The organism is Comamonas aquatica NBRC 14918 (assembly GCF_000739875.1).
Lineage (GTDB): Bacteria > Pseudomonadota > Gammaproteobacteria > Burkholderiales > Burkholderiaceae_C > Comamonas > Comamonas aquatica.
In genome coordinates, this window is record NZ_BBJR01000068.1 from 1 (window position 1) to 18,845 (window position 18,845).

The following is an 18,845-nucleotide window of genomic DNA, read 5'->3' on the forward strand; positions in this document are numbered from 1 at the left end:
TGATGGAGTTTTCCTGGGTGATGTACTTGTTTGCAGTTATTTTGCTGGCAACAGGTATAAAAATGCTCATTATGGTGGATCATCAACCAGATATTGCCAACAACCCCGTGCTCCGTTTTTTAAAATCCCACATGCGGGTGACAGAGACATTGCACGGCCAAGCGTTTACTGTGCGACAAGTTAACCAAAATACTGGAAAAACCGTCCTATTTGCAACCCCCTTGCTGTTGTGCTTGATACTGGTTGAAATCGCTGATTTGGTGTTTGCGATTGACTCTGTACCCGCTATCTTTGCGATCACACCTGATCCATTCATTGTTTATACCAGCAATATCTTTGCAATCCTAGGCTTGAGAGCACTGTACTTTGCTTTGGCTGCTATGGTGCACAGATTCCACTACCTCAAGTATGCGTTGGCTTTGGTTCTGATATTTATTGGCGCCAAAATATTCTTGGGAGACTTTATGTTTGATGGGAAGGTGCCGGCCTCTATCAGCTTGGCAGTCACAGGTGGTCTTTTGGCTGCAGGTATTGTTTTCTCACTATTTAAAACTAGGAATAAAAACAGTAGCAACTAATTAATCTAATCAATTCAATGGGGCTTTAAGCCCCATTGAATTTTTGGAATCCGGCCACAGCGTGGTCAATGTCTCACTTCCTGGAGGCGTGAGTACACATAGCGGTGGTGTCGATGGCGATCGCCCGCTGACACTGGTGATGCATGGCAGGGGGCCTTATAGCAGGTACCACGTTGTCAAGCTGCTGCGACGTGGGGGATCGAAGGCCCAAAAAGCTTAAGACCGAAGAGCACGCTCACGAGGCGTTGCAGCCGCTATGGCTGCGCCTCATCTGCAGGAGCAGCCATAACGGCCATGGCGCCCAATACCGCCTGGGTCACAGGCATGGCTTGCACATAGAGTTGAGAGATGTCCCTCCCGTCACTCCCCGAAGTTGGACGTTTTCTGGGAAAAGCTGGCCGGTTCACACAGGCTAGGTGGAGCCCCCAGCAACCCGATCTCCAGGTCGCCCCTTTAGACTGGCAGCCTCGCCCACGCATGCCACTGGGTGTTTCTCCCGACAGGCCAGACGCTGCAACAACCATCGATGAAAACTGACTCGCACACCTATGAGCCCCGCAAAGGGCACGGACTGCCGCATGACCCCTTCAACGCCATCGTCGGGCCGCGACCAATCGGATGGATTTCGAGCAGGAGCGCAAGCGGGCAGGTCAATCTGGCACCCTACAGCTTCTTTAACGCCTTCAACTACGTCCCTCCCATCATCGGCTTCTCCAGCATCGGATGGAAAGACACGGTGCGCAACATCCAGGAGACCGGAGAGTTCGCTTGGAATCTGGCCACACGTGAGTTGGCCGAGGCCATGAACCAGACCTGTGCTGCCGTCCCTCCGGAGGTGGATGAATTCGAACTGGCAGGGCTAGAGGCCGTGGATTCGGAGTTGATACAGGTACCCAGAGTTGCACGAAGCCCGGTGACCTTCGAATGCCGTTTGACGGACATCCACCAGTTGCGGACCGCCAGCCATGAGCCGATTCCGTCCTGGCTTGTGCTTGGGGAAGTGGTCAAGGTCTACATCGATCGTCGGCTGCTCAAGGATGGGGTGTTCGACACGGCCAATTCCGGGGCGATCCTGCGCGCGGGGGGCCCCGCAGACTATTTCGCCATCGGCGATGCGCAGAAGTTCCGCATGTATCGTCCCTGATAGCAGCTGGCATTCGCCTGCCCTTGCAAGCCAGCTAAATCCCAATGCCGGTCGCTCAGGTAGCGGCACTACGGCCGATCACGCGGGTCCAAGACATCGCTGCGACAGGCGGCCATCAGCAACGGAAGTGCTGAAGACTGCAGCGGGCCAAACTTATTCGCCAGAGCACCACCACAGGCCGCTGCGACGCCCATGCGCGGCTACAGCACCACCCGATCTTCCTCGAACGCCTTGCCCCAGGTGCGCAGCACATACTGGCGTGCGCCGCTGAGGTAGTACGGGTCTTGCTCGATCAGCGCCACAGCCCGGGCACGGTCGGGCACTTCCAGCACCCACAGGCCGCCGACGTAGTCGCCGCCGGCATCGCTGCGGCAGCCACCCGCCAGCACGATCTCGGCCTTGTGCCGCGCCAGAAAATCCAGGTGGGCCTGGCCCTGCTGGGCCCTTACGGCCAGCATGGCGGGGGTGTCGGTGAAGATGGCAATCCAGCGCATGTCGGGCTTTCTTGAAATTCAGTGGGGCCGCACGGCGGCATGCACACCCCCGATGGCGCGCAGGCTTCAGGCGGCCCTGCCCCCACAGGGCGACTGCGACGGAAGGCGACGGGGGTGCCGCCTTGGAGGCCCACCGCCAGCGGGTTCGGCGTTGCGCGGGGCCTCAGCCCAGCGCGGCGATCACTTCGGCCGGGGCCTGCACCAGCTCGATCAGCACGCCCTCCCCGGCAATCGGGAATTCGTCGTTGCTCTTGGGGTGCAAGAAGGTGATGTCATAACCGGCCGCGCCTTTGCGGATCCCGCCCGGAGCAAAGCGCACGCCGTGGGCGGTCAGCCATTCCACGGCCTTGGGCAGGTCGTCGATCCACAGGCCGATGTGGTTCAGCGGCGTGGCGTGGACAGCGGGCTTTTTCTCGATGTCCATGGGCTGCATGATGTCCACTTCCACCTTCATGGCGCCTTGGCCCATGGCCAGGATGTCCTCGTCCACGTTCTCGCGCTCGCTCTGGAAGGTGCCGGTCTGCTCCAGGCCCAGCATGTCCACCCACAAGCGCTTCATGCGCTGCTTGTCGGTGCCGCCGATGGCGACCTGCTGGATGCCCAGGACTTTGAAGGGACGTTGGTCCATGGTGTGACTCCTTATTGAATAGCTGTCAGCGCAGGCACAGCAAGCGCTGGACGTTGTTTTGATGGTTGAAATCCTCAGACTTCGCGCAGCACCCAGCTGCTGGCCATGGCGAAATACTCGCGCAGCCAGGCGTTGAAACGCGTGGCCAGCGGCGTGGGGGCGGCCACGGGGTACATCTGGCTCAGCCCCTGGCGCTGGGCAATGCGCAGCGCGCGCATCAGGTGAAAGTCGCTGCTGACCAGGGCCGTGGGCGCATCCGCCGCCACGCCGCGCGCGGCCAGCAGCGGGCGGCTGAGCTGCAGGTTCAGCTCCGTGCTGGTGCTGAGCTTTTCCAGCACCAGGCGCTCGGGCGCAATGCCGTGGCGCTGCTGCAGGTAGCGCGCCATGACCTCGGCCTCGGATTCGGTCTCGCCCCAGTCCACGCCGCCGCACACGGCGATCAGCGCCCCGGGCTGCAGCCGGGCCAGCTCGGCCGCGGTGTCCAGCCGCTGGGCCAGCATCGGGCGCGGCTGCCCGTCCAGGGTGCCGCTGCCCAGCACCACGATGGCCTGCACGGCGGGCACCTGCGGTGGTTCCAGCCCCAGGCTGAACAAACGGCTCCAGAACCACAGCACGCTCAGCACCCACAGGGCCAGCAGCACCCAGGCGGCGCGCCACATGCGGTGGCGCCAGGGCCGGGCCTGGCGCCAGACCTGCACCGCCGGCCACTGCCAGGCCAGCACCAGCGCGCTGGCGCCCAGCACGGCCGGCACCTGCACGCCAACGTTGAAGTGGCCCAGGGCGATCAGCACCAGCGCATCCAGCAGCAGCACCGCCCCCACGACGGCCAGCAGCCCGCGGGCCACTTGCGCGCCGCGGGAGGAAGAACGTTGTGCTTGCAAAGCCATAGCTGTCTGCGCAGGCTGGATCAGCGTTGAGGGGGAATTTGGCATAAATGGTCAGAGAAGGAAAAACCCGCACAGCCTAAGCCATGCGGGCCCTGCCTGTCAGCCCTGGTGCACAGGCGCAAGCCGCCATGTCGGCGCCGCGCACCGGGGCCCATACCCGCGCATCACTCGAATTCGAGGATCACGTCGTCCACGGCCAGGGAATCGCCCTTGCCGGCGCTGACCTTGCTGACCACCCCATCCTGCGTGGCGAACAGGATGTTTTCCATCTTCATGGCCTCGATCACGGCCAGCTTTTCGCCGGCCTGCACCTTCTGGCCGACCTGCACGGCCACATCCACCAGCAGGCCGGGCATGGGCGAGAGCAGGAACTTGGACAGATCGGGCGGCGCCTTGTAGGGCATCAGCTGGTGCAACTGGGCGCCGCGGGGCGACAGCACCATGGCGTCGATCTGCGTGCCGTTGTGCGTGATGCGCAGGGCCAGCGGGTTCTTGGGCGTGCCGCGCTCCACTTGCACGGTGAAGGGCTGGCCGTTGCAACTGCCTTGCAGGCGCAGCTCGCGCATGGCGCTGAAGCTCTGGAACTCATAGCGCTTGCCGTTCAGCGTGACCGTGCTCTTGCGGCTATCGTACTCGAAGTCGCTCACGGTCACGGGGTGGTGCTGGTTCTGCCCTTCGGCGCCCAGCACGACCACGGTGTAGTCCGCCGAGACCACCACCTCGTGGCCACGCATCTGGCCGCTGATGGTGGAGGCGCGCGCGCGGTAGCGGCGGTTCATGTGGGCGGCCAGGGCCACCAGGAAGTCCGGGTCGCTGTGCGGCACGTCGCTGCTGTTGAAGCCGTGCGCATAGTGCTCGGCGATAAAGCCGGTGTTGAAGTCGCCGCTCTGGAATTTGGGGTGGGCCAGCAGCGCCGCCTGGAACGGGATGTTGGAGCTGATGCCACGGATGACAAAGCCGTTCAGGGCTTCGCGCATCTTGGCGATCGCCTCGGCGCGGTCCTTGCCGTGCACGATGAGCTTGGCGATCATCGAGTCGTAGAACATCGGGATCTCGCCGCCCTCGTACACCCCGGTGTCCACGCGCACGCCGTGCAGGTGCGCGGTGTCGCCCTGCCACATGCTCTGCTCGGGCGGGTTGAAGCGCACCAAGCGGCCGGTGGAAGGCAGGAAGTTGCGGAACGGGTCTTCGGCGTTGATGCGGCACTCCATGGCCCAGCCGTCGCGCTTGACGTCTTCCTGGCGGATCGTCAGCGCCTCGCCGGCGGCCACGCGGATCATCTGCTCCACCAGGTCCAGGCCGGTGATGCACTCGGTCACGGGGTGCTCCACCTGCAGGCGGGTGTTCATCTCCAGGAAATAGAAGTCCTGGTTCTTGCCGACCACGAACTCCACCGTGCCGGCCGACTGGTACTGCACGGCCTTGGCCAGGGCCACGGCCTGCTCGCCCATGGCCTTGCGTGTGGCGTCGCTGATGAAGGGGCTGGGCGCCTCCTCGATCACCTTCTGGTGGCGGCGCTGGATGGAGCATTCGCGCTCGTTCAGGTAGATGACGTTGCCGTGGCTGTCACCCAGGATCTGGATTTCGATGTGGCGTGGCTGTTCGACAAACTTCTCGATGAAGATGCGGTCATCGCCAAAGCTGTTGCGCGCTTCGTTCTGGCACGACGCAAAGCCTTCGAAGGCTTCCTTGTCGTTGAAGGCCACGCGCAGGCCCTTGCCGCCGCCGCCGGCCGAGGCCTTGATCATCACGGGGTAGCCGATGCCCTTGGCGATCTCCACCGCCTGCTCGGGGCCGGCGATGGGGTCGTTGTACCCGGGGATGGTGTTGACCTGGGCCTCGTTGGCCAGCTTCTTGGAGGCGATCTTGTCGCCCATGGCGGCAATCGAGTGCGCCTTGGGGCCGATGAAGGCGATGCCCTCGTCCTCGCAGCGCTTGGCGAAGGCCTCGTTCTCGCTCAGAAAGCCGTAGCCGGGGTGGATGGCCTGGGCACCGGTCTGCTTGGCGGCGGCGATGATGCGGTCGGCCACCAGGTAGGACTCGCGGCTGGGCGCGGCACCGATGTGCACGGCCTCATCGGCCAGCTTGACGTGGCGCGCCTCCTTGTCAGCGTCGGAATAGACGGCGACGGTGGCAATGCCCATCTTCTGGGCGGTGGCGATGACGCGGCAGGCAATTTCGCCGCGGTTGGCGATCAGGATTTTGGTAAACATGGTGTGCGATCTCCTGGTTGTTCTTGTTGTGCTCACAAAGGGATGTTTCCGTGCTTGCGCCAGGGGTTCTCCAGCTCCTTGTTCTTGAGCATCTCCAGCGAGCGGCAGATGCGCTTGCGCGTCTCGTGCGGCTGGATCACATCGTCAATAAAGCCACGGGCACCGGCCACAAAAGGATTCGCAAAACGGGCCTTGTATTCGGCCTCGCGGGCGGCCAGCTTGGCGGGATCGTTCTTGTCCTCGCGGAAGATGATTTCCACTGCGCCCTTGGCGCCCATCACGGCGATCTCGGCGTTGGGCCAGGCCAGGTTGACGTCACCGCGCAAGTGCTTGGAGGCCATCACGTCGTACGCGCCGCCGTAGGCCTTGCGCGTGATGACGGTGATCTTGGGCACCGTGGCTTCGGCATACGCGTACAGCAGCTTGGCGCCGTGCTTGATGATGCCGCCGTACTCCTGGCTGGTGCCGGGCATGAAGCCGGGCACGTCGACAAAGGTGATGACGGGGATGTTGAAGGCGTCGCAAAAGCGCACGAAGCGCGCCGCCTTGATGGACGACTTGATGTCCAGGCAGCCGGCCAGCACCAGGGGCTGGTTGGCCACGATGCCCACGGTCTGCCCGGCCATGCGCGCAAAACCGATGAGGATGTTCTTGGCGTAGTCGGGTTGCAGCTCGAAGAAGTCGCCATCGTCCACGGTCTTGAGGATCAGCTCCTTCATGTCGTAGGGCTTGTTGGGGTTCTCGGGCACCAGGCTGTCCAGCGACTTGTCGGCGCGACCCACGGGGTCGGTGGTGCTGCGGATGGGCGCCTTTTCCTTGTTGTTCAAGGGCAGGTAGTTGTACAGGCGGCGCAGCATCATCAGCGCCTCGACGTCGTTGTCGAAGGCCATGTCGGCCACGCCGCTCTTGCTGGTGTGGGTGACGGCACCACCCAGTTCCTCGGCCGTGACCTCCTCGTGCGTCACGGTCTTGACCACCTCGGGGCCGGTCACGAACATGTAGCTGCTGTCCTTGACCATGAAGATGAAGTCGGTCATGGCCGGCGAGTACACGGCGCCACCGGCGCAGGGGCCCATGATCATGGAGATCTGCGGCACCACGCCGCTGGCCAGCACGTTCTTCTGGAACACGTCGGCATAACCGCCCAGCGAGGCCACGCCCTCTTGGATGCGCGCACCGCCCGAGTCGTTCAGGCCGATCACGGGGGCGCCGACCTTCATCGCCTGGTCCATGACCTTGCAAATCTTCTCGGCATGGGTTTCGGACAGCGCACCGCCGAACACGGTGAAATCCTGGCTGAACACGAACACCAGACGGCCGTTGATCATGCCGTAGCCTGTCACGACGCCGTCGCCGGGGATCTTGGTGTTCTCCATGCCGAAGTCGGTGCAGCGGTGCTCGACGAACATGTCCCATTCTTCGAAGGTGCCGTCGTCCAGCAGCAGCTCGATGCGCTCACGTGCGGTGAGCTTGCCCTTCTTGTGCTGGGCATCGATGCGCTTTTGGCCGCCTCCCAGACGGGCGAGTTCACGTTTCTTCTCCAGTTGCTGGAGGATGTTGTCAGCTTGTTCCATGCTTGTCTTCCTCGGTTCCTTGTTGGGACGGTATTTCAATTACATGTAATGTGGATTCAAGAATCTCGGGCCGCAGCGCATGCTCTCATGGACCTGCCTGCGCCGCCAGCAACTGGCGCGCGGCGGTGCTGGCGGCCAGGCGGCCGCTGGACACCTCGCCCACCACCTGTGGCAGCAAGGCCTGGACCTTGGGGTGCTGCTGGAAGGCTTGTTTGAGCCCGGCGTCGATGCGCTCCCACATCCATGCCAGGGATTGCTGCTCGCGCCGGCGCGCCAGCCGGCCGTTGGCGGTCTGCAGCTGGCGGAAATCCTGCACGGACTGCCAGAACTGCTCCACCCCTTCGGCCTTCAGCGCGCTGAGTTGCAGCACCCGGGGCTGCCACAGCTCCTCGTTGTGGGCCGCGTGTTCAGGGTGGCCGTGCATGCCCAGCAGGCGCAGGCTGGACGTGATCTGCGCCTGGGCGCGGGTGGCGGCGTGCGGGTCGATGTCGGCCTTGTTGATCACCACCAGGTCGGCGCGCTCCATCACGCCCTTCTTGATGGCCTGCAGGTCATCGCCAGCGTTGGGCAGTTGCAGCACGCAGTACATGTCGGTCATGCCATGCACGGCGATCTCGCTCTGCCCCACGCCCACGGTCTCGACGATCACCACGTCGTAGCCCGCGGCCTCGCAGACCAGCATGGCTTCGCGGGTTTTCTCGGCCACGCCGCCCAGGGTACCGCTGGACGGGCTGGGCCGGATGTAGGCGTTCGGGTCCACGGACAGCTGCTCCATGCGGGTCTTGTCGCCCAGGATGGAGCCGCCGGACACGGTGGACGATGGGTCGATGGCCAGCACCGCGACCCGGTGCCCCTGGCGTGTCAGGAACAGGCCCAGGGCCTCAATGAAGGTGGATTTACCCACCCCCGGCACACCGCTGATGCCCAAGCGCAAGGCCTGGCCGGTGTGCGGCAGCAAGCCGGTCAGCAAGGCATCGGCCTGCACCCGGTGGTCGGGGCGGGTCGATTCCAGCAAGGTGATGGCCTTGGCCATGGCCCGGCGCTGCACCGCAGGGTTGCCCTGCAGGATGCCGTGTTGAATTTGCTCAGGCGTCACGCGCGCTGTCCTCTTTTTCGTCGAACGGACCAGGGATGGTTACAGCGCATTCGCCTTCTTGATCTGTTCCAGCACATGCTTGGCGCTGGCCGGAATCGGGGTGCCGGGACCGTACACGCCCTTGACGCCCGCGTTGTAGAGGAAGTCGTAGTCCTGGGCCGGCACTACCCCGCCCACGAAGACGATGATGTCGTCCGCGCCCTGCTCCTTGAGCGCCTGGATGATGGCGGGCACCAGGGTCTTGTGACCGGCGGCCAGCGTAGAGACGCCCACGGCGTGCACGTCGTTCTCGATGGCCTGGCGGGCACATTCCTCGGGCGTCTGGAACAGCGGGCCCATGTCCACGTCGTAGCCCAGGTCGGCAAAGGCCGTGGCCACCACCTTGGCACCGCGGTCATGGCCATCCTGGCCCAGCTTGGCGATCATCACGCGGGGGCGGCGGCCCAACTGCTCGGCGGCGTTGTCGATTTCGGACTTGAGCTTTTCCCAGCCTTCGGCCGAGTCGTAAGCGGCAGCGTACACACCGGTCACCTTTTGCGTATCGGCGCGGTGGCGGCCGAAGATTTTTTCCAGGGCGTCGGAGACCTCGCCCACCGTGGCGCGCAGGCGCACGGCCTGGATGGCCAGATCCAGCAGGTTGCCCTCGCCGGTCTGCGCTGCAGTTGTGAGAGCATCCAACGCTTGCTGCACCTTGGCTGCATCGCGTTTTTGCTTCAAATCCTTGAGGCGGGCAATCTGGCTGTCGCGCACCTTGACGTTGTCCACGTCCAGGATTTCGATGGGGTCTTCCTTGGCCAGCTTGTACTTGTTGACGCCCACGATGACTTCCTTGCCGGAGTCGATGCGGGCCTGCTTCTCGGCGGCCGCGGCTTCGATCTTGAGCTTGGCCCAGCCGCTGTCCACCGCCTGGGTCATGCCGCCCATGGCGTCGACCTCTTCGATGATGGCCCAGGCCTTGTCGGCCATGTCCTGGGTCAGCTTTTCCATCATGTAGGAGCCGGCCCAGGGGTCGATCACGTTGGTGATGTGGGTCTCTTCCTGGATGATCAGCTGCGTGTTGCGGGCGATGCGCGCCGAGAACTCGGTGGGCAGCGCGATGGCTTCGTCCAGCGCATTGGTGTGCAGCGACTGGGTGCCGCCGAACACGGCCGCCATGGCTTCGATGGTGGTGCGCACCACGTTGTTGTAGGGGTCCTGCTCGGTCAGCGACCAGCCCGAGGTCTGGCAGTGCGTGCGCAGCATCAGGCTCTTGGGGTTCTTGGCGTTGAAGCCCTGCATGATGCGGCACCACAGCAGGCGCGCTGCGCGCATCTTGGCGACTTCCAGGTAGAAATTCATGCCGATGGCCCAGAAGAAGGACAGGCGGCCGGCGAATTCGTCCACGTCCATGCCCTTGGCGATCGCGGTCTTCACATATTCCTTGCCATCGGCCAGGGTGAAGGCCAGCTCCAGTGCCTGGTTGGCCCCGGCTTCCTGCATGTGGTAGCCCGAGATGGAGATCGAGTTGAACTTCGGCATGTGCTTGGCCGTGTACTCGATGATGTCGCCGATGATCTTCATCGACGGCTGGGGCGGATAGATGTAGGTGTTGCGCACCATGAACTCTTTCAGAATGTCGTTCTGAATGGTTCCGGACAGCTTGTCCTGGCTCACGCCCTGCTCTTCCGCCGCCACCACGTAGCCGGCCAGCACGGGCAGCACGGCGCCGTTCATGGTCATGGAGACCGAGACCTTGTCCAGCGGGATCTGGTCGAACAGCACCTTCATGTCCTCGACCGAGTCGATGGCGACGCCGGCCTTGCCCACGTCGCCCGTCACACGGGGATGGTCGGAGTCATAGCCACGGTGCGTGGCCAGGTCGAACGCCACGGACACGCCCTGGCCACCGGCCGCCAGCGCCTTGCGGTAGAAGGCATTCGATTCCTCGGCGGTGGAGAACCCGGCGTACTGGCGGATGGTCCAGGGGCGGCCGGCGTACATGGTGGCCTGGGGGCCACGGATGTAGGGGGCAAAACCCGGCAAGGTGTTGGCATAGGGCAGATCGGCCGTGTCGGCCGCGGTGTACAGGGGCTTGACCTCGATACCGTCCGGCGTGACCCAGTTCAGGTTGCGCAGATCCCCCTGGGGGGCCGCCTTGCTGGCCGCCTTCTCCCAGTCCGTCAGGCTGGCGGTGGGAAATTCCTCGGGAGTTCCTGTGGCCGCCGCTTGGCCTTGCTTTGCATCGATGCCCATGGGTAAAACAATCTCCGTGATGGTCATGTTCTGGAAAACGCCAGTTCTCCGGAACTTTTCGTGATTCATAATTATTGATTCATAACCATGACGAAACTTATGGGGTTAGCCCTAATACATCCATGACTGACACCACCACCCTGCTCACGCCCAAACCGCTGTACGTCGAGGTGGCCGAATTGATTCGGCAGCGCATCTACAGCCGCGAGCTGGAGCCCGGCAGCTGGATCGACGAGATGAAGATGGCCGAGGCCTTCGGCATCAGCCGCACTCCTCTGCGCGAGGCACTGAAGGTGCTGGCCGCCGAAGGCCTGGTCACCATGAAGGTGCGGCGGGGCGCCTATGTGACGGAAGTGTCGGAGAAAGACCTGCGCGATGTCTATCACCTGCTGTCCCTGCTGGAAAGCGATGCCGCGGCCACCGTGGCCGAACAGGCCACGGCTGCGCAGCTTGAGCAACTGCAGCGGCTGCACCAGGAACTGGAAGCGGCGGTCGCCGATGCCGACCAGTTCTTCCGCGTGAACGAAGCCTTCCACATGCAACTGCTGGCCTTGTGCGACAACCGCTTCCTGTCGCAGGTGGTGGCCGACCTGCGCAAGGTGATGAAGCTCAACCGCCACCAATCCCTCTTCAAGCGGGGGCGCATCGAGGACAGCCTGCAAGAACATGCCGCCATCGTGCAGGCCCTGGCCCAGCGCAACCCCGCTGCGGCACGGCAGGCCATGCACACGCACTTTGCGAATGGGCTGGCTGCAGCCAAAAACCAACCCCTGCCGGCCGCATGACCGATTTCCCTGGAAAAACCATACCAGCCCGCAGAAATTGCCCTGTTGTTTCCAGACTGGGTTGTGAGCGATCTATTTGTGGGATTGGCAGACGCTGCATGTAATGTAGATTCAAGAGCCCGTCATCGGCCTTGACCATGGCGCCCGAGGCCTCTCACCATGCTGGATCTCCTGATCTTTGACGCTTCCTCCCTGGCTGCCGACGGGTAGTCGGCCAGCCACGACGCCAGTCTGATGGCCTTGTCGCTGGCGGTGGCATTCACCAGCAGTTGTGCCACCTTCTACATCGCCCAGACCAATCGGCAGGCCAGCAGTCCCCGCCACCGACACCTGCCCCTGCTGTGCGCCAGCCTGGTGCTGGGTCTGGGCATCTGGGCCATGCACTTCATCGGCATGCTGGCTATGAAATTGCACCCGCCCGTCAGCTACAACCTGCAGTGGACCGCCCTGTCCATCATGCCGGGACTGGGGGCGGCGTGGCTGGCCATGTGGTCGCTGCAAGGCCCCCGCCCCACGAACACCCGGCTGGTCGCCAGCGGCTGCCTGGTGGGCCTGGGGATTGCCACCATGGACCAGCCCGGGCACCTGCAGTTCGGCGGCCCCCTGTTTCTGCTGTCGCTGCTGACCGGGCTGGTGTTTTCCGTGGCTGCGTTTGCGCTGTACCGCCGCCTGCGCACCCAGGCACCGCCCACGCGCGGGCCCTGGTGCTGCGCCCCCGCAGCCCTGTTGACGGCGGCCATGGCCAGCATGCATTACCTGTCCATGCTGTCGCTGCGCCTGGAGCATGCGGCCGTGCATCCCGCCGCAAAGCCCCAGCTGATGCCCGAGACCCTGGCCCTGATCGTGGCCTTGGTGAGCTTGCTGGTGGTGGTGGTGGTGCTGGGACTGGCCTGCACCATCCTGCGCTACCGCGACCTGTGGCAGGCAGTGACCGTCCGCGACGCGCTGCTGGCGGCCATGATCAACACCGCCAGCCATGGGGTGATCACTATCAACGCCCAGGGACTGGTGCAGGACATCAACCCCGCGGCGCAGCAGATCTTTGGCTACAGCCGGGACGAGGTGCTGGGCCGCAATGTGTCCATGCTGATGCCCTCCCCCTGGCGGAGCAGCACGATGCCCATGTACAAAAGCACATCAACCAGCCCGACAAACCCATCGGCGCCCACAGCCGCGAGGTGCTGGGCCTGCGCAAGGACGGGCGCCTGATTCCCATCGAGCTGACCATCGGCAAGGCCCAGACCCCATCGGGCACCATTTTTGTCGGCTATCTGCAGGACATCTCCGAGCGCAAGCGCACCGATGCACAGCTGCGCATTGCCGCCAGCGTGTTCCAGCACGTGCGCGAAGGGGTAGCGATCGTGGACGCCAACCACAACATCTCCGAGGCCAATCCCGCCTTTCTGCGCCTGATGGAGCAAACCCGTGACAGCTGCATCGGCAAGCCACTGGAGGCGCTCTACGAGGATGCCGACCTGCCGCCCGACACAGGCAAACTCTGGAAAACCGTGGCCACCGCGCATTACTGGCAGGACGAGATCACGCTCACGCGCCGCGACAGCAGCGCCTGGGTGCTGCGGCTGTCGATCTCGCCGGTGCTCAACGAACTGCAGCGCCCCCACCATTTCATTGCCGTGGCCAGCGACGTGACCGAGCGCCCCGGCCTGGAGGCGCAGCTGCCGCACGATGCCCTGCACGACGCGGCCACCGGCCTGCCCAACCCGCAGTTGTTCATGGCGCGCCTGGGCAGCCAGCTGCAGCACAGCCAGCGTAAATCGACCTTTCTGGGGGTGGCCATTGTCCATCTGTCCCCGCAGGCCCGCCCCGCCACCCAGCCCACAACAGCCAACCACGACGCAGCCATGGCCTGGCTGGCGCAATGGCTGCACCAGCAGCTGCGCAGCCCCGACAAGCTGGCGCGCTGGCAGGACCACCAGCTGGCGCTGGCCCTGCCGGGCATCCAGGACCCCGCCGCCTGGCTGCACATGACCCAGCGCATGGCCCAGACCCTGGTGGAGACACAGCAGCTGTGCCAGCCCTACGGCATCCAGTCGCTGCAGCTGCACCCTGGTGCCGGTGGGCACCGTGGCCGAGCTGGTGGAGCGCGCCGGTGCCGACCTGCAGCCGCTGCCCGCCAGCCCACCGCCCACGCCCGCCAATGCGGCGCAGATCAAGGAAAATCCCTGAGTCGCCCGGGTTGCCGGACGCCCCCCCCCGCGGCCCGCCGCCTGTTTGCTTGCCCTGAATGCCCGACCTGATTGCCCCGCCCCCACCGGCCCCTGCACTGCCGCCCTTGCGCGGCGAGCACGTGTTTGACCACTGGCTGCTGCACTGCGGCCAGAACCCCTGGTCGCCCCTCAGCCCCGAGGCGGCCAAGCCCTACAGCTTCATCTGGCAATCGTGGCTGCGCTTTCTGGCCGGCCACGCGGCGGGGGACGAGCAGGCCTGGGCCCACGCCAGCGCCGTGCAGGTGCTGGACTTCATCAACCACAGCCCGCAAAGCCCCAAGCAGGCCCAGCCCAGCGACATCACGCGCCGCCGCTACTGGCGCGTGCTGGACCGCGTGTACGACCATGCCCTGCTGCAAGGCTGGATCCGCAGCAATCCGGCCCAGGGCATCACCGCCCAGGACATGCCGCCCAGCGAAGACCCCAAGGGCGCCATCCTGTCGCCGCGCATGTGGCGCGCGCTGCAGCGCCAGCTGCCCGCCCCGGACGACCTGGTCAGCAGCCGCGACCGTGCCGTGCTGGTGCTGTTGATGGAGCTGGGCCTGACGCCCGAGGAAGTGCGCCTGCTGGAAATTGGCCACCTGCGCTGGAGCGACGGCACGCCGCGCGTGATCGAGGCCATCGATGTGGTGGGGCAGCGCGACCGCCAATCGCGCAGCCTGCCGGTGTCGGCCCATTTGCACAGCGCACTCAGCGCCTGGCTGCAGGCGCGCGCCGGCTACCACGCCATGCAGGGACAAAGCGCCCTGTTTTGCACGCGCAAGGCGCCACAGCTGTCCAACCACACCTTGCTGCACCTGGTGACCAAGACCTTGCAGCAGGCCGCCCAGCGCCACGACCTGCCCGAGCCCGCACGCATGGGCCCACAGGTGCTGCGCAACACCGTGCTGGTGCAGTGGCTGGATGCGGGCTGCAGCGTGGACGAGGTCCTGCAGCGCGCCGGCATGAAGCACCCGAATGCCCTGCAGCATTTGCGCGCCTACTTCGGCGACGACACCACTGCCGCGGCCTAGTGCCGCCACTTGGCCCATAAAAAAAAGAGCGGTTCGCGCTGGTATTCACAAGGTTTTAGGTGCTTTTCAACCTGAAAACTTCATGGCTACAGCGCGAACCGCTCATTTTTTAGGGGGCTGCACCGCTGTGCAGCCCCAGACCACTCAGTGGCGCTCCCCGGCCTTGCGCGCCGCGAAATACTCGCGGGTCAGCCGCGCCACCACGGGCGACAGCAGCAGCAGCGAAATCAGGTTGGGGATCGCCATCAGCGCGTTCAGCGTATCGGCCACCAGCCAGGCCACGTCCAGCGTGACCACGGCGCCCACGAACACCCCCAGCACCCACAGCAGTCGGAACGGCTTCTCGCACACCGGGCCGACCAAGTAGTTCCAGCACTTCTCGCCGTAATAGGCCCAGCCCAGGATGGTGGTGAAGGCAAACAGCGCCAGCGAGATCGCCAGCAGGTACTTGCCCACGCCGGGCATGGCCGCCTCGAAACTCTGCGTGCTCAGCAAGGCGCCGCTGGCGCCGCTGTCCCACACGCCGCTGACCACGATGGCCAGACCGGTCATGGTGCAAACGATGATGGTGTCGATGAAGGTGCCCATCATGCCGACCACGCCGGAGAACACGGGATCGTTGCTCTTGCCGGCCGCCTGCGCGATACCGGCCGTGCCCAGGCCCGCCTCGTTCGAGAAAATGCCGCGCGCCACACCCATGCGGATGGCCATCAGCACGGTCGAGCCGGCAAAGCCGCCCACGGCAGCCGTGGGGTTGAAGGCCTGTTCGACAATCAGCACCAGCGCACCCGGGATTTGCTCATAGAAATGCGCCAGCACCCACAGCACGCAGACGATGTAGACCACGCACATCGAGGGCACCAGCTTTTCCGCCACCGCACCGATGCGCTGGATGCCGCCCAGCACCACCGCCGCCGTCAGCGCCGCCACCACCAGGCCGGTGATCCAGGTGTCCAGGCCGAAGGCACCATGCATGGCCGAGGAAATGCCGTTGGCCTGCACCATGGCGCCAATACCGAAGCCGGCAAAGCCGCCGAACACGGCAAAGGCCGTGGCCAGCCAGCGCCAGCGCGGACCCAGGCCGTTCTTGATCGCATACATGGGGCCGCCCACCCACTGGCCCTTGGCGTTCTTCTCGCGGTACTTCACCGCCACCACCACCTCAGCGTACTTGGTGGCCATGCCGACCAGGGCCGTCATCCACATCCAGAACACGGCACCGGGGCCGCCGACAGCGATGGCCGTGGCCACACCGGCGATATTGCCGGTCCCCACCGTGGCCGACAGGGCCGTCATCAAGGCGGCGTAGGGAGAAATGTCGCCGTGGTGCTGGTCGTCCACCGAGCGACTCTTCCAGATCATCCGGAAACCGTAGCCAATATTGCGCAAAGGCATCAGGCCCAGGCGCAGTTGCAGATAAAAACCCGTTCCCAGGATCAGCACGATCATGGGAACGCCCCAGACCCATCCGTTCAAGGCCTGGAGCCATTCAGTCAGTTGTTGCATACCGTGTTTTTCTTTAATTGAGTCACTGCGCAGCCGGGCCGCCCAACGCCACCCTCGCCAAACGCAAGGGCGACATTCTCCTCCCACGATGGACCCTGCGCAGCCAGTTATGCGTTAAACCTCAGTCCAAGCTCTACTCTGGCGCATAACTTGCTTGTTTTTTGCACCGTTTGACCCCGCCTCACACCCATGCCCACGCTCTACATCGTCAAGACCGGCAACACCTTTGACCACATCGCCCAGTCGCTGGGGGATTTTGAGCAGTGGATTGCCGAAGGACTGCACCCGCCGGAGCTGTTGCCGGCCGAGCGGCTGCGGCTGGCCGTGATCCATGCCCCCAGCTTCCGCTATGCGGCCCTGCACTACCCCGAGGCAACGGACTGCGCCGGCGTGGTGATCAGCGGCTCGCACGCCATGGTCACAGACCATGCCCCCTGGATGCAGGACCTGGAGGGCTGGCTGCGGCCCGTGTGCGATGCCGGCGTGCCCGTACTGGGCATCTGCTTTGGCCACCAGATCCTGGCGCACCTGCTGGGCGGTGAGGTCGGCCCCCATCCCGCAGGCCTGGAACTGGGCACCATCCCCGTTGCCGTGCAGGCCGATGTCAGCCACGACCCGCTGTGGCGGCACATGCCCGGCTGCTTTGAGGCCCAGGCCGTGCACTACCAGAGCGTGCGCCGGCTGCCCCCCGAGGTCCGCGTGCTGGCCGGCAACTCACACGAAGCGCACCACGCCTTCCGCTGGCGCCACAACGTCTGGGGCGTGCAGTTCCACCCGGAGTTCACCGCCGCCGCCATGCAGGCCTACATCGACCACATCCCGCCCGCAGCCTGGCCGCGCAGCGGCCGCGGCCGCCCGCGGTGTGACGACACGCCACAAGCTGCCCTGCTGCTGCAGCACTTTGCGCGGCACGTGCAGCAGCAGGCCGCCCTGCGCGCGCACAGTCTGGCGCACTAAAACACAAGGGCCATGGACAGTCCCAGGGTGCTGAACGCCAGACAAGAGGGCCTTGTCCGACGCCAGGCCCTCACTCGCGCCCCTAGAGTGGCAGCATTGCAACCATCTCTAGGAGAGTGCGTTCATGATGTCCTTGCTGGGAACCTTGTTGGTCGGATTCATCGTGGGCCTGATTGCCCGCGCCCTCAAACCGGGCGATGACAGCATGGGCTGGATCATGACCATCGTGCTGGGCGTGGTCGGCTCGATGCTGGCCAGCTATGCCGGCGCCGCCATGGGCTGGTACCCGGCCGGCAGCAGCGCCGGCTGGATCGCCTCCATCATTGGCGCCATCGTGCTGCTGTTCCTCTACAACCTGGTGCGCGGCAAAGGCAAGTCCTGAGCACCGCCATGCACGCCGATGCCCAGTCACCGCCGCCGCGGCTGGGTGCCATGCCCCGCGATGCCCAGGCGCTGCAACAGGCCCAGCAGCGCAGTCGGGCCTTGCTGCACCAGCGGGCGCTGGTGGCTGCGGCCGTCAGTGCCGTACCCATCCCGGGGCTGGACTGGGCCGTGGATGCTGCCTTGCTGTCCAAGCTGCTGCCGCAGATCAGCGAGCACTTCGGCCTCAGCCCCGAGCAGCTGGACGCCCTGGACCCCGACCTGCGTGCGCACGTGCAAAAAGCCGTGGCCATGGTCGGCTCCGTGTTCATTGGCAAGCTGCTGACGCGCCAGATGATCCTGCGCCTGGCGCGCACCGTGGGCCTGCGCATGGGCAGCAAGCAGTGGGCCAAGTTCATCCCCTTTGCCGGCCAGGCCATCGCTGCCGCTGTGGGCTATGGCGCGCTGCGCTATCTGGGGGAGCGCCACATCCAGGACTGCGTGCGGGTGGTGCAGCAGGCCCAGGCCGTACAGGCCGGGGCGCAGCCCCCAGGGTCACCACCGTGAACACCGGCGCGGCCAGGCCTGCAATGCTTAAATAGCGCCATGACGACGCCGCACTACTGGCTCATGAAGAATGAGCCCGACGAATACTCCATCGATCACGCCCTGAACGCCCCTGGCCAGCTCATGCCTTGGAGCGGCGTGCGCAACTACCAGGCGCGCAATTTCATGCGCGACCAGATGCAGGTCGGCGACGGCGTGCTGTACTGGCATTCCAGCTGCGCCGACCCGGGCATCCACGGCATTGCGCGCATTGCGGGCCATCTGCGTGTGGACCCGACCCAGTTCGACCCCGCCGATCCCTACTACGACCCCAAGTCCTCCCCCGACCAGCCGCGCTGGCTGATGCTGGACGTGCAGGCGCTGCGCAAGACGCGCTACGTGTCGATCGCCGAGCTGCGCGAACACCCGGCGCTGGCCAACATGCGCGTGCTGCAGCGCGGCAACCGCCTGTCCATCACCCCGGTCACGCCCGAGGAGTGGGATTACATCCTGCACACGGTGCTGCAGTCCCCACGCTGAGTGCCCCACTCGGCCCCCGGGCTGCACGCTGCGCCGTGGCCCGCCCCAGTACAGCCCTGTATGC

Annotated in this window: 18 protein-coding genes; 10 read left to right on the forward strand and 8 right to left on the reverse strand. The window is 64.8% G+C overall.

Annotated features, from left to right (window positions below):
• Positions 1-578: TerC family protein (locus CA2_RS15055; protein WP_042419152.1), on the forward strand; the 578-nt coding region annotated here is incomplete at its 5' end.
• Between the two features lie 526 nt (positions 579-1,104).
• Positions 1,105-1,722 carry a flavin reductase family protein gene (locus CA2_RS15060; RefSeq protein ID WP_042419154.1) on the forward strand — a complete coding sequence of 206 codons (618 nt, stop codon included), beginning with the start codon at positions 1,105-1,107 and terminating at the stop codon, positions 1,720-1,722.
• A gap of 200 nt (positions 1,723-1,922) precedes the next feature.
• On the opposite strand, the gene CA2_RS15065 is transcribed toward CA2_RS15060, so the two are convergent.
• The 7 genes from CA2_RS15065 to scpA form a co-directional block, all read right to left on the reverse strand.
• The gene (locus tag CA2_RS15065; protein WP_042419157.1) at positions 1,923-2,216 is read right to left on the reverse strand and encodes a YciI family protein; all 294 of its coding nucleotides are present in this window, start codon (positions 2,214-2,216) and stop codon (positions 1,923-1,925) included.
• Positions 2,217-2,379: 163 nt separating this feature from the next.
• Positions 2,380-2,844: a VOC family protein gene (locus CA2_RS15070; RefSeq protein ID WP_042419160.1), complete on the reverse strand. Its 465-nt coding sequence runs from the start codon at positions 2,842-2,844 to the stop codon at positions 2,380-2,382.
• A gap of 74 nt (positions 2,845-2,918) precedes the next feature.
• The gene (locus tag CA2_RS15075) at positions 2,919-3,731 is read right to left on the reverse strand and encodes a YdcF family protein (protein ID WP_042419164.1); all 813 of its coding nucleotides are present in this window, start codon (positions 3,729-3,731) and stop codon (positions 2,919-2,921) included.
• Between the two features lie 164 nt (positions 3,732-3,895).
• A complete protein-coding gene (locus CA2_RS15080; protein ID WP_042419166.1) occupies positions 3,896-5,944 on the reverse strand; it encodes an acetyl-CoA carboxylase biotin carboxylase subunit in 2,049 nt (682 codons plus the stop codon).
• 32 nt (positions 5,945-5,976) lie between these two features.
• Complete coding sequence (locus CA2_RS15085) at positions 5,977-7,518, reverse strand: acyl-CoA carboxylase subunit beta (protein ID WP_042419169.1); 1,542 nt, start codon at positions 7,516-7,518, stop codon at positions 5,977-5,979.
• Between the two features lie 85 nt (positions 7,519-7,603).
• Entirely contained in the window at positions 7,604-8,614 is a 1,011-nt protein-coding gene (meaB, locus tag CA2_RS15090) for a methylmalonyl Co-A mutase-associated GTPase MeaB (RefSeq protein ID WP_174435623.1), read from the reverse strand.
• Between the two features lie 39 nt (positions 8,615-8,653).
• Positions 8,654-10,846: a methylmalonyl-CoA mutase gene (scpA, locus tag CA2_RS15095; protein WP_042419172.1), complete on the reverse strand. Its 2,193-nt coding sequence runs from the start codon at positions 10,844-10,846 to the stop codon at positions 8,654-8,656.
• A 122-nt stretch (positions 10,847-10,968) separates the two neighbouring features.
• Between scpA and CA2_RS15100 the strand changes: the two genes are divergently transcribed.
• From CA2_RS15100 to CA2_RS15115, 4 genes are all read left to right on the forward strand, one after another.
• The gene (locus CA2_RS15100; protein WP_042419176.1) at positions 10,969-11,631 is read left to right on the forward strand and encodes a GntR family transcriptional regulator; all 663 of its coding nucleotides are present in this window, start codon (positions 10,969-10,971) and stop codon (positions 11,629-11,631) included.
• Between the two features lie 234 nt (positions 11,632-11,865).
• The gene (locus CA2_RS15105) at positions 11,866-12,840 is read left to right on the forward strand and encodes an MHYT domain-containing protein (protein ID WP_042419180.1); all 975 of its coding nucleotides are present in this window, start codon (positions 11,866-11,868) and stop codon (positions 12,838-12,840) included.
• A complete protein-coding gene (locus CA2_RS15110) occupies positions 12,789-13,889 on the forward strand; it encodes a sensor domain-containing diguanylate cyclase (RefSeq protein WP_245620976.1) in 1,101 nt (366 codons plus the stop codon). The genes CA2_RS15105 and CA2_RS15110 overlap by 52 nt, the downstream gene beginning before the upstream one ends.
• Positions 13,877-14,872 carry a site-specific integrase gene (locus CA2_RS15115; RefSeq protein WP_052369962.1) on the forward strand — a complete coding sequence of 332 codons (996 nt, stop codon included), beginning with the start codon at positions 13,877-13,879 and terminating at the stop codon, positions 14,870-14,872. The genes CA2_RS15110 and CA2_RS15115 overlap by 13 nt, the downstream gene beginning before the upstream one ends.
• 144 nt (positions 14,873-15,016) lie before the next feature.
• On the opposite strand, the gene CA2_RS15120 is transcribed toward CA2_RS15115, so the two are convergent.
• Complete coding sequence (locus CA2_RS15120) at positions 15,017-16,378, reverse strand: alanine/glycine:cation symporter family protein (RefSeq protein WP_042419186.1); 1,362 nt, start codon at positions 16,376-16,378, stop codon at positions 15,017-15,019.
• Between the two features lie 189 nt (positions 16,379-16,567).
• On the opposite strand from CA2_RS15120, the gene CA2_RS15125 reads away from it, so the two are divergent.
• From CA2_RS15125 to CA2_RS15140, 4 genes are all read left to right on the forward strand, one after another.
• Positions 16,568-17,335, forward strand: a complete 768-nt coding sequence (locus tag CA2_RS15125; RefSeq protein ID WP_042419189.1) for a glutamine amidotransferase — start codon at positions 16,568-16,570, stop codon at positions 17,333-17,335.
• A 124-nt stretch (positions 17,336-17,459) separates the two neighbouring features.
• Positions 17,460-17,717, forward strand: coding sequence for a GlsB/YeaQ/YmgE family stress response membrane protein (locus CA2_RS15130; RefSeq protein WP_042419191.1), 258 nt, complete (start codon positions 17,460-17,462; stop codon positions 17,715-17,717).
• A gap of 8 nt (positions 17,718-17,725) precedes the next feature.
• Positions 17,726-18,262 carry a hypothetical protein gene (locus tag CA2_RS15135; protein WP_245620974.1) on the forward strand — a complete coding sequence of 179 codons (537 nt, stop codon included), beginning with the start codon at positions 17,726-17,728 and terminating at the stop codon, positions 18,260-18,262.
• 39 nt (positions 18,263-18,301) lie between these two features.
• Positions 18,302-18,781, forward strand: coding sequence for an EVE domain-containing protein (locus tag CA2_RS15140; protein WP_042419193.1), 480 nt, complete (start codon positions 18,302-18,304; stop codon positions 18,779-18,781).
• The last annotated feature ends 64 nt before the right edge of the window (positions 18,782-18,845 follow it).

Coding starts and splice junctions, on each gene's coding strand:
- CA2_RS15060 (WP_042419154.1), top strand. CDS start 1,105: ATGAAAACTGACTCGCACACCTATGAGCCCCGCAAAGGGCACGGACTG.
- CA2_RS15065 (WP_042419157.1), bottom strand. CDS start 2,216: ATGCGCTGGATTGCCATCTTCACCGACACCCCCGCCATGCTGGCCGTA.
- CA2_RS15070 (WP_042419160.1), bottom strand. CDS start 2,844: ATGGACCAACGTCCCTTCAAAGTCCTGGGCATCCAGCAGGTCGCCATC.
- CA2_RS15075 (WP_042419164.1), bottom strand. CDS start 3,731: ATGGCTTTGCAAGCACAACGTTCTTCCTCCCGCGGCGCGCAAGTGGCC.
- CA2_RS15080 (WP_042419166.1), bottom strand. CDS start 5,944: ATGTTTACCAAAATCCTGATCGCCAACCGCGGCGAAATTGCCTGCCGC.
- CA2_RS15085 (WP_042419169.1), bottom strand. CDS start 7,518: ATGGAACAAGCTGACAACATCCTCCAGCAACTGGAGAAGAAACGTGAA.
- scpA (WP_042419172.1), bottom strand. CDS start 10,846: ATGGGCATCGATGCAAAGCAAGGCCAAGCGGCGGCCACAGGAACTCCC.
- CA2_RS15100 (WP_042419176.1), top strand. CDS start 10,969: ATGACTGACACCACCACCCTGCTCACGCCCAAACCGCTGTACGTCGAG.
- CA2_RS15105 (WP_042419180.1), top strand. CDS start 11,866: ATGGCCTTGTCGCTGGCGGTGGCATTCACCAGCAGTTGTGCCACCTTC.
- CA2_RS15115 (WP_052369962.1), top strand. CDS start 13,877: ATGCCCGACCTGATTGCCCCGCCCCCACCGGCCCCTGCACTGCCGCCC.
- CA2_RS15120 (WP_042419186.1), bottom strand. CDS start 16,378: ATGCAACAACTGACTGAATGGCTCCAGGCCTTGAACGGATGGGTCTGG.
- CA2_RS15125 (WP_042419189.1), top strand. CDS start 16,568: ATGCCCACGCTCTACATCGTCAAGACCGGCAACACCTTTGACCACATC.
- CA2_RS15130 (WP_042419191.1), top strand. CDS start 17,460: ATGATGTCCTTGCTGGGAACCTTGTTGGTCGGATTCATCGTGGGCCTG.
- CA2_RS15135 (WP_245620974.1), top strand. CDS start 17,726: ATGCACGCCGATGCCCAGTCACCGCCGCCGCGGCTGGGTGCCATGCCC.
- CA2_RS15140 (WP_042419193.1), top strand. CDS start 18,302: ATGACGACGCCGCACTACTGGCTCATGAAGAATGAGCCCGACGAATAC.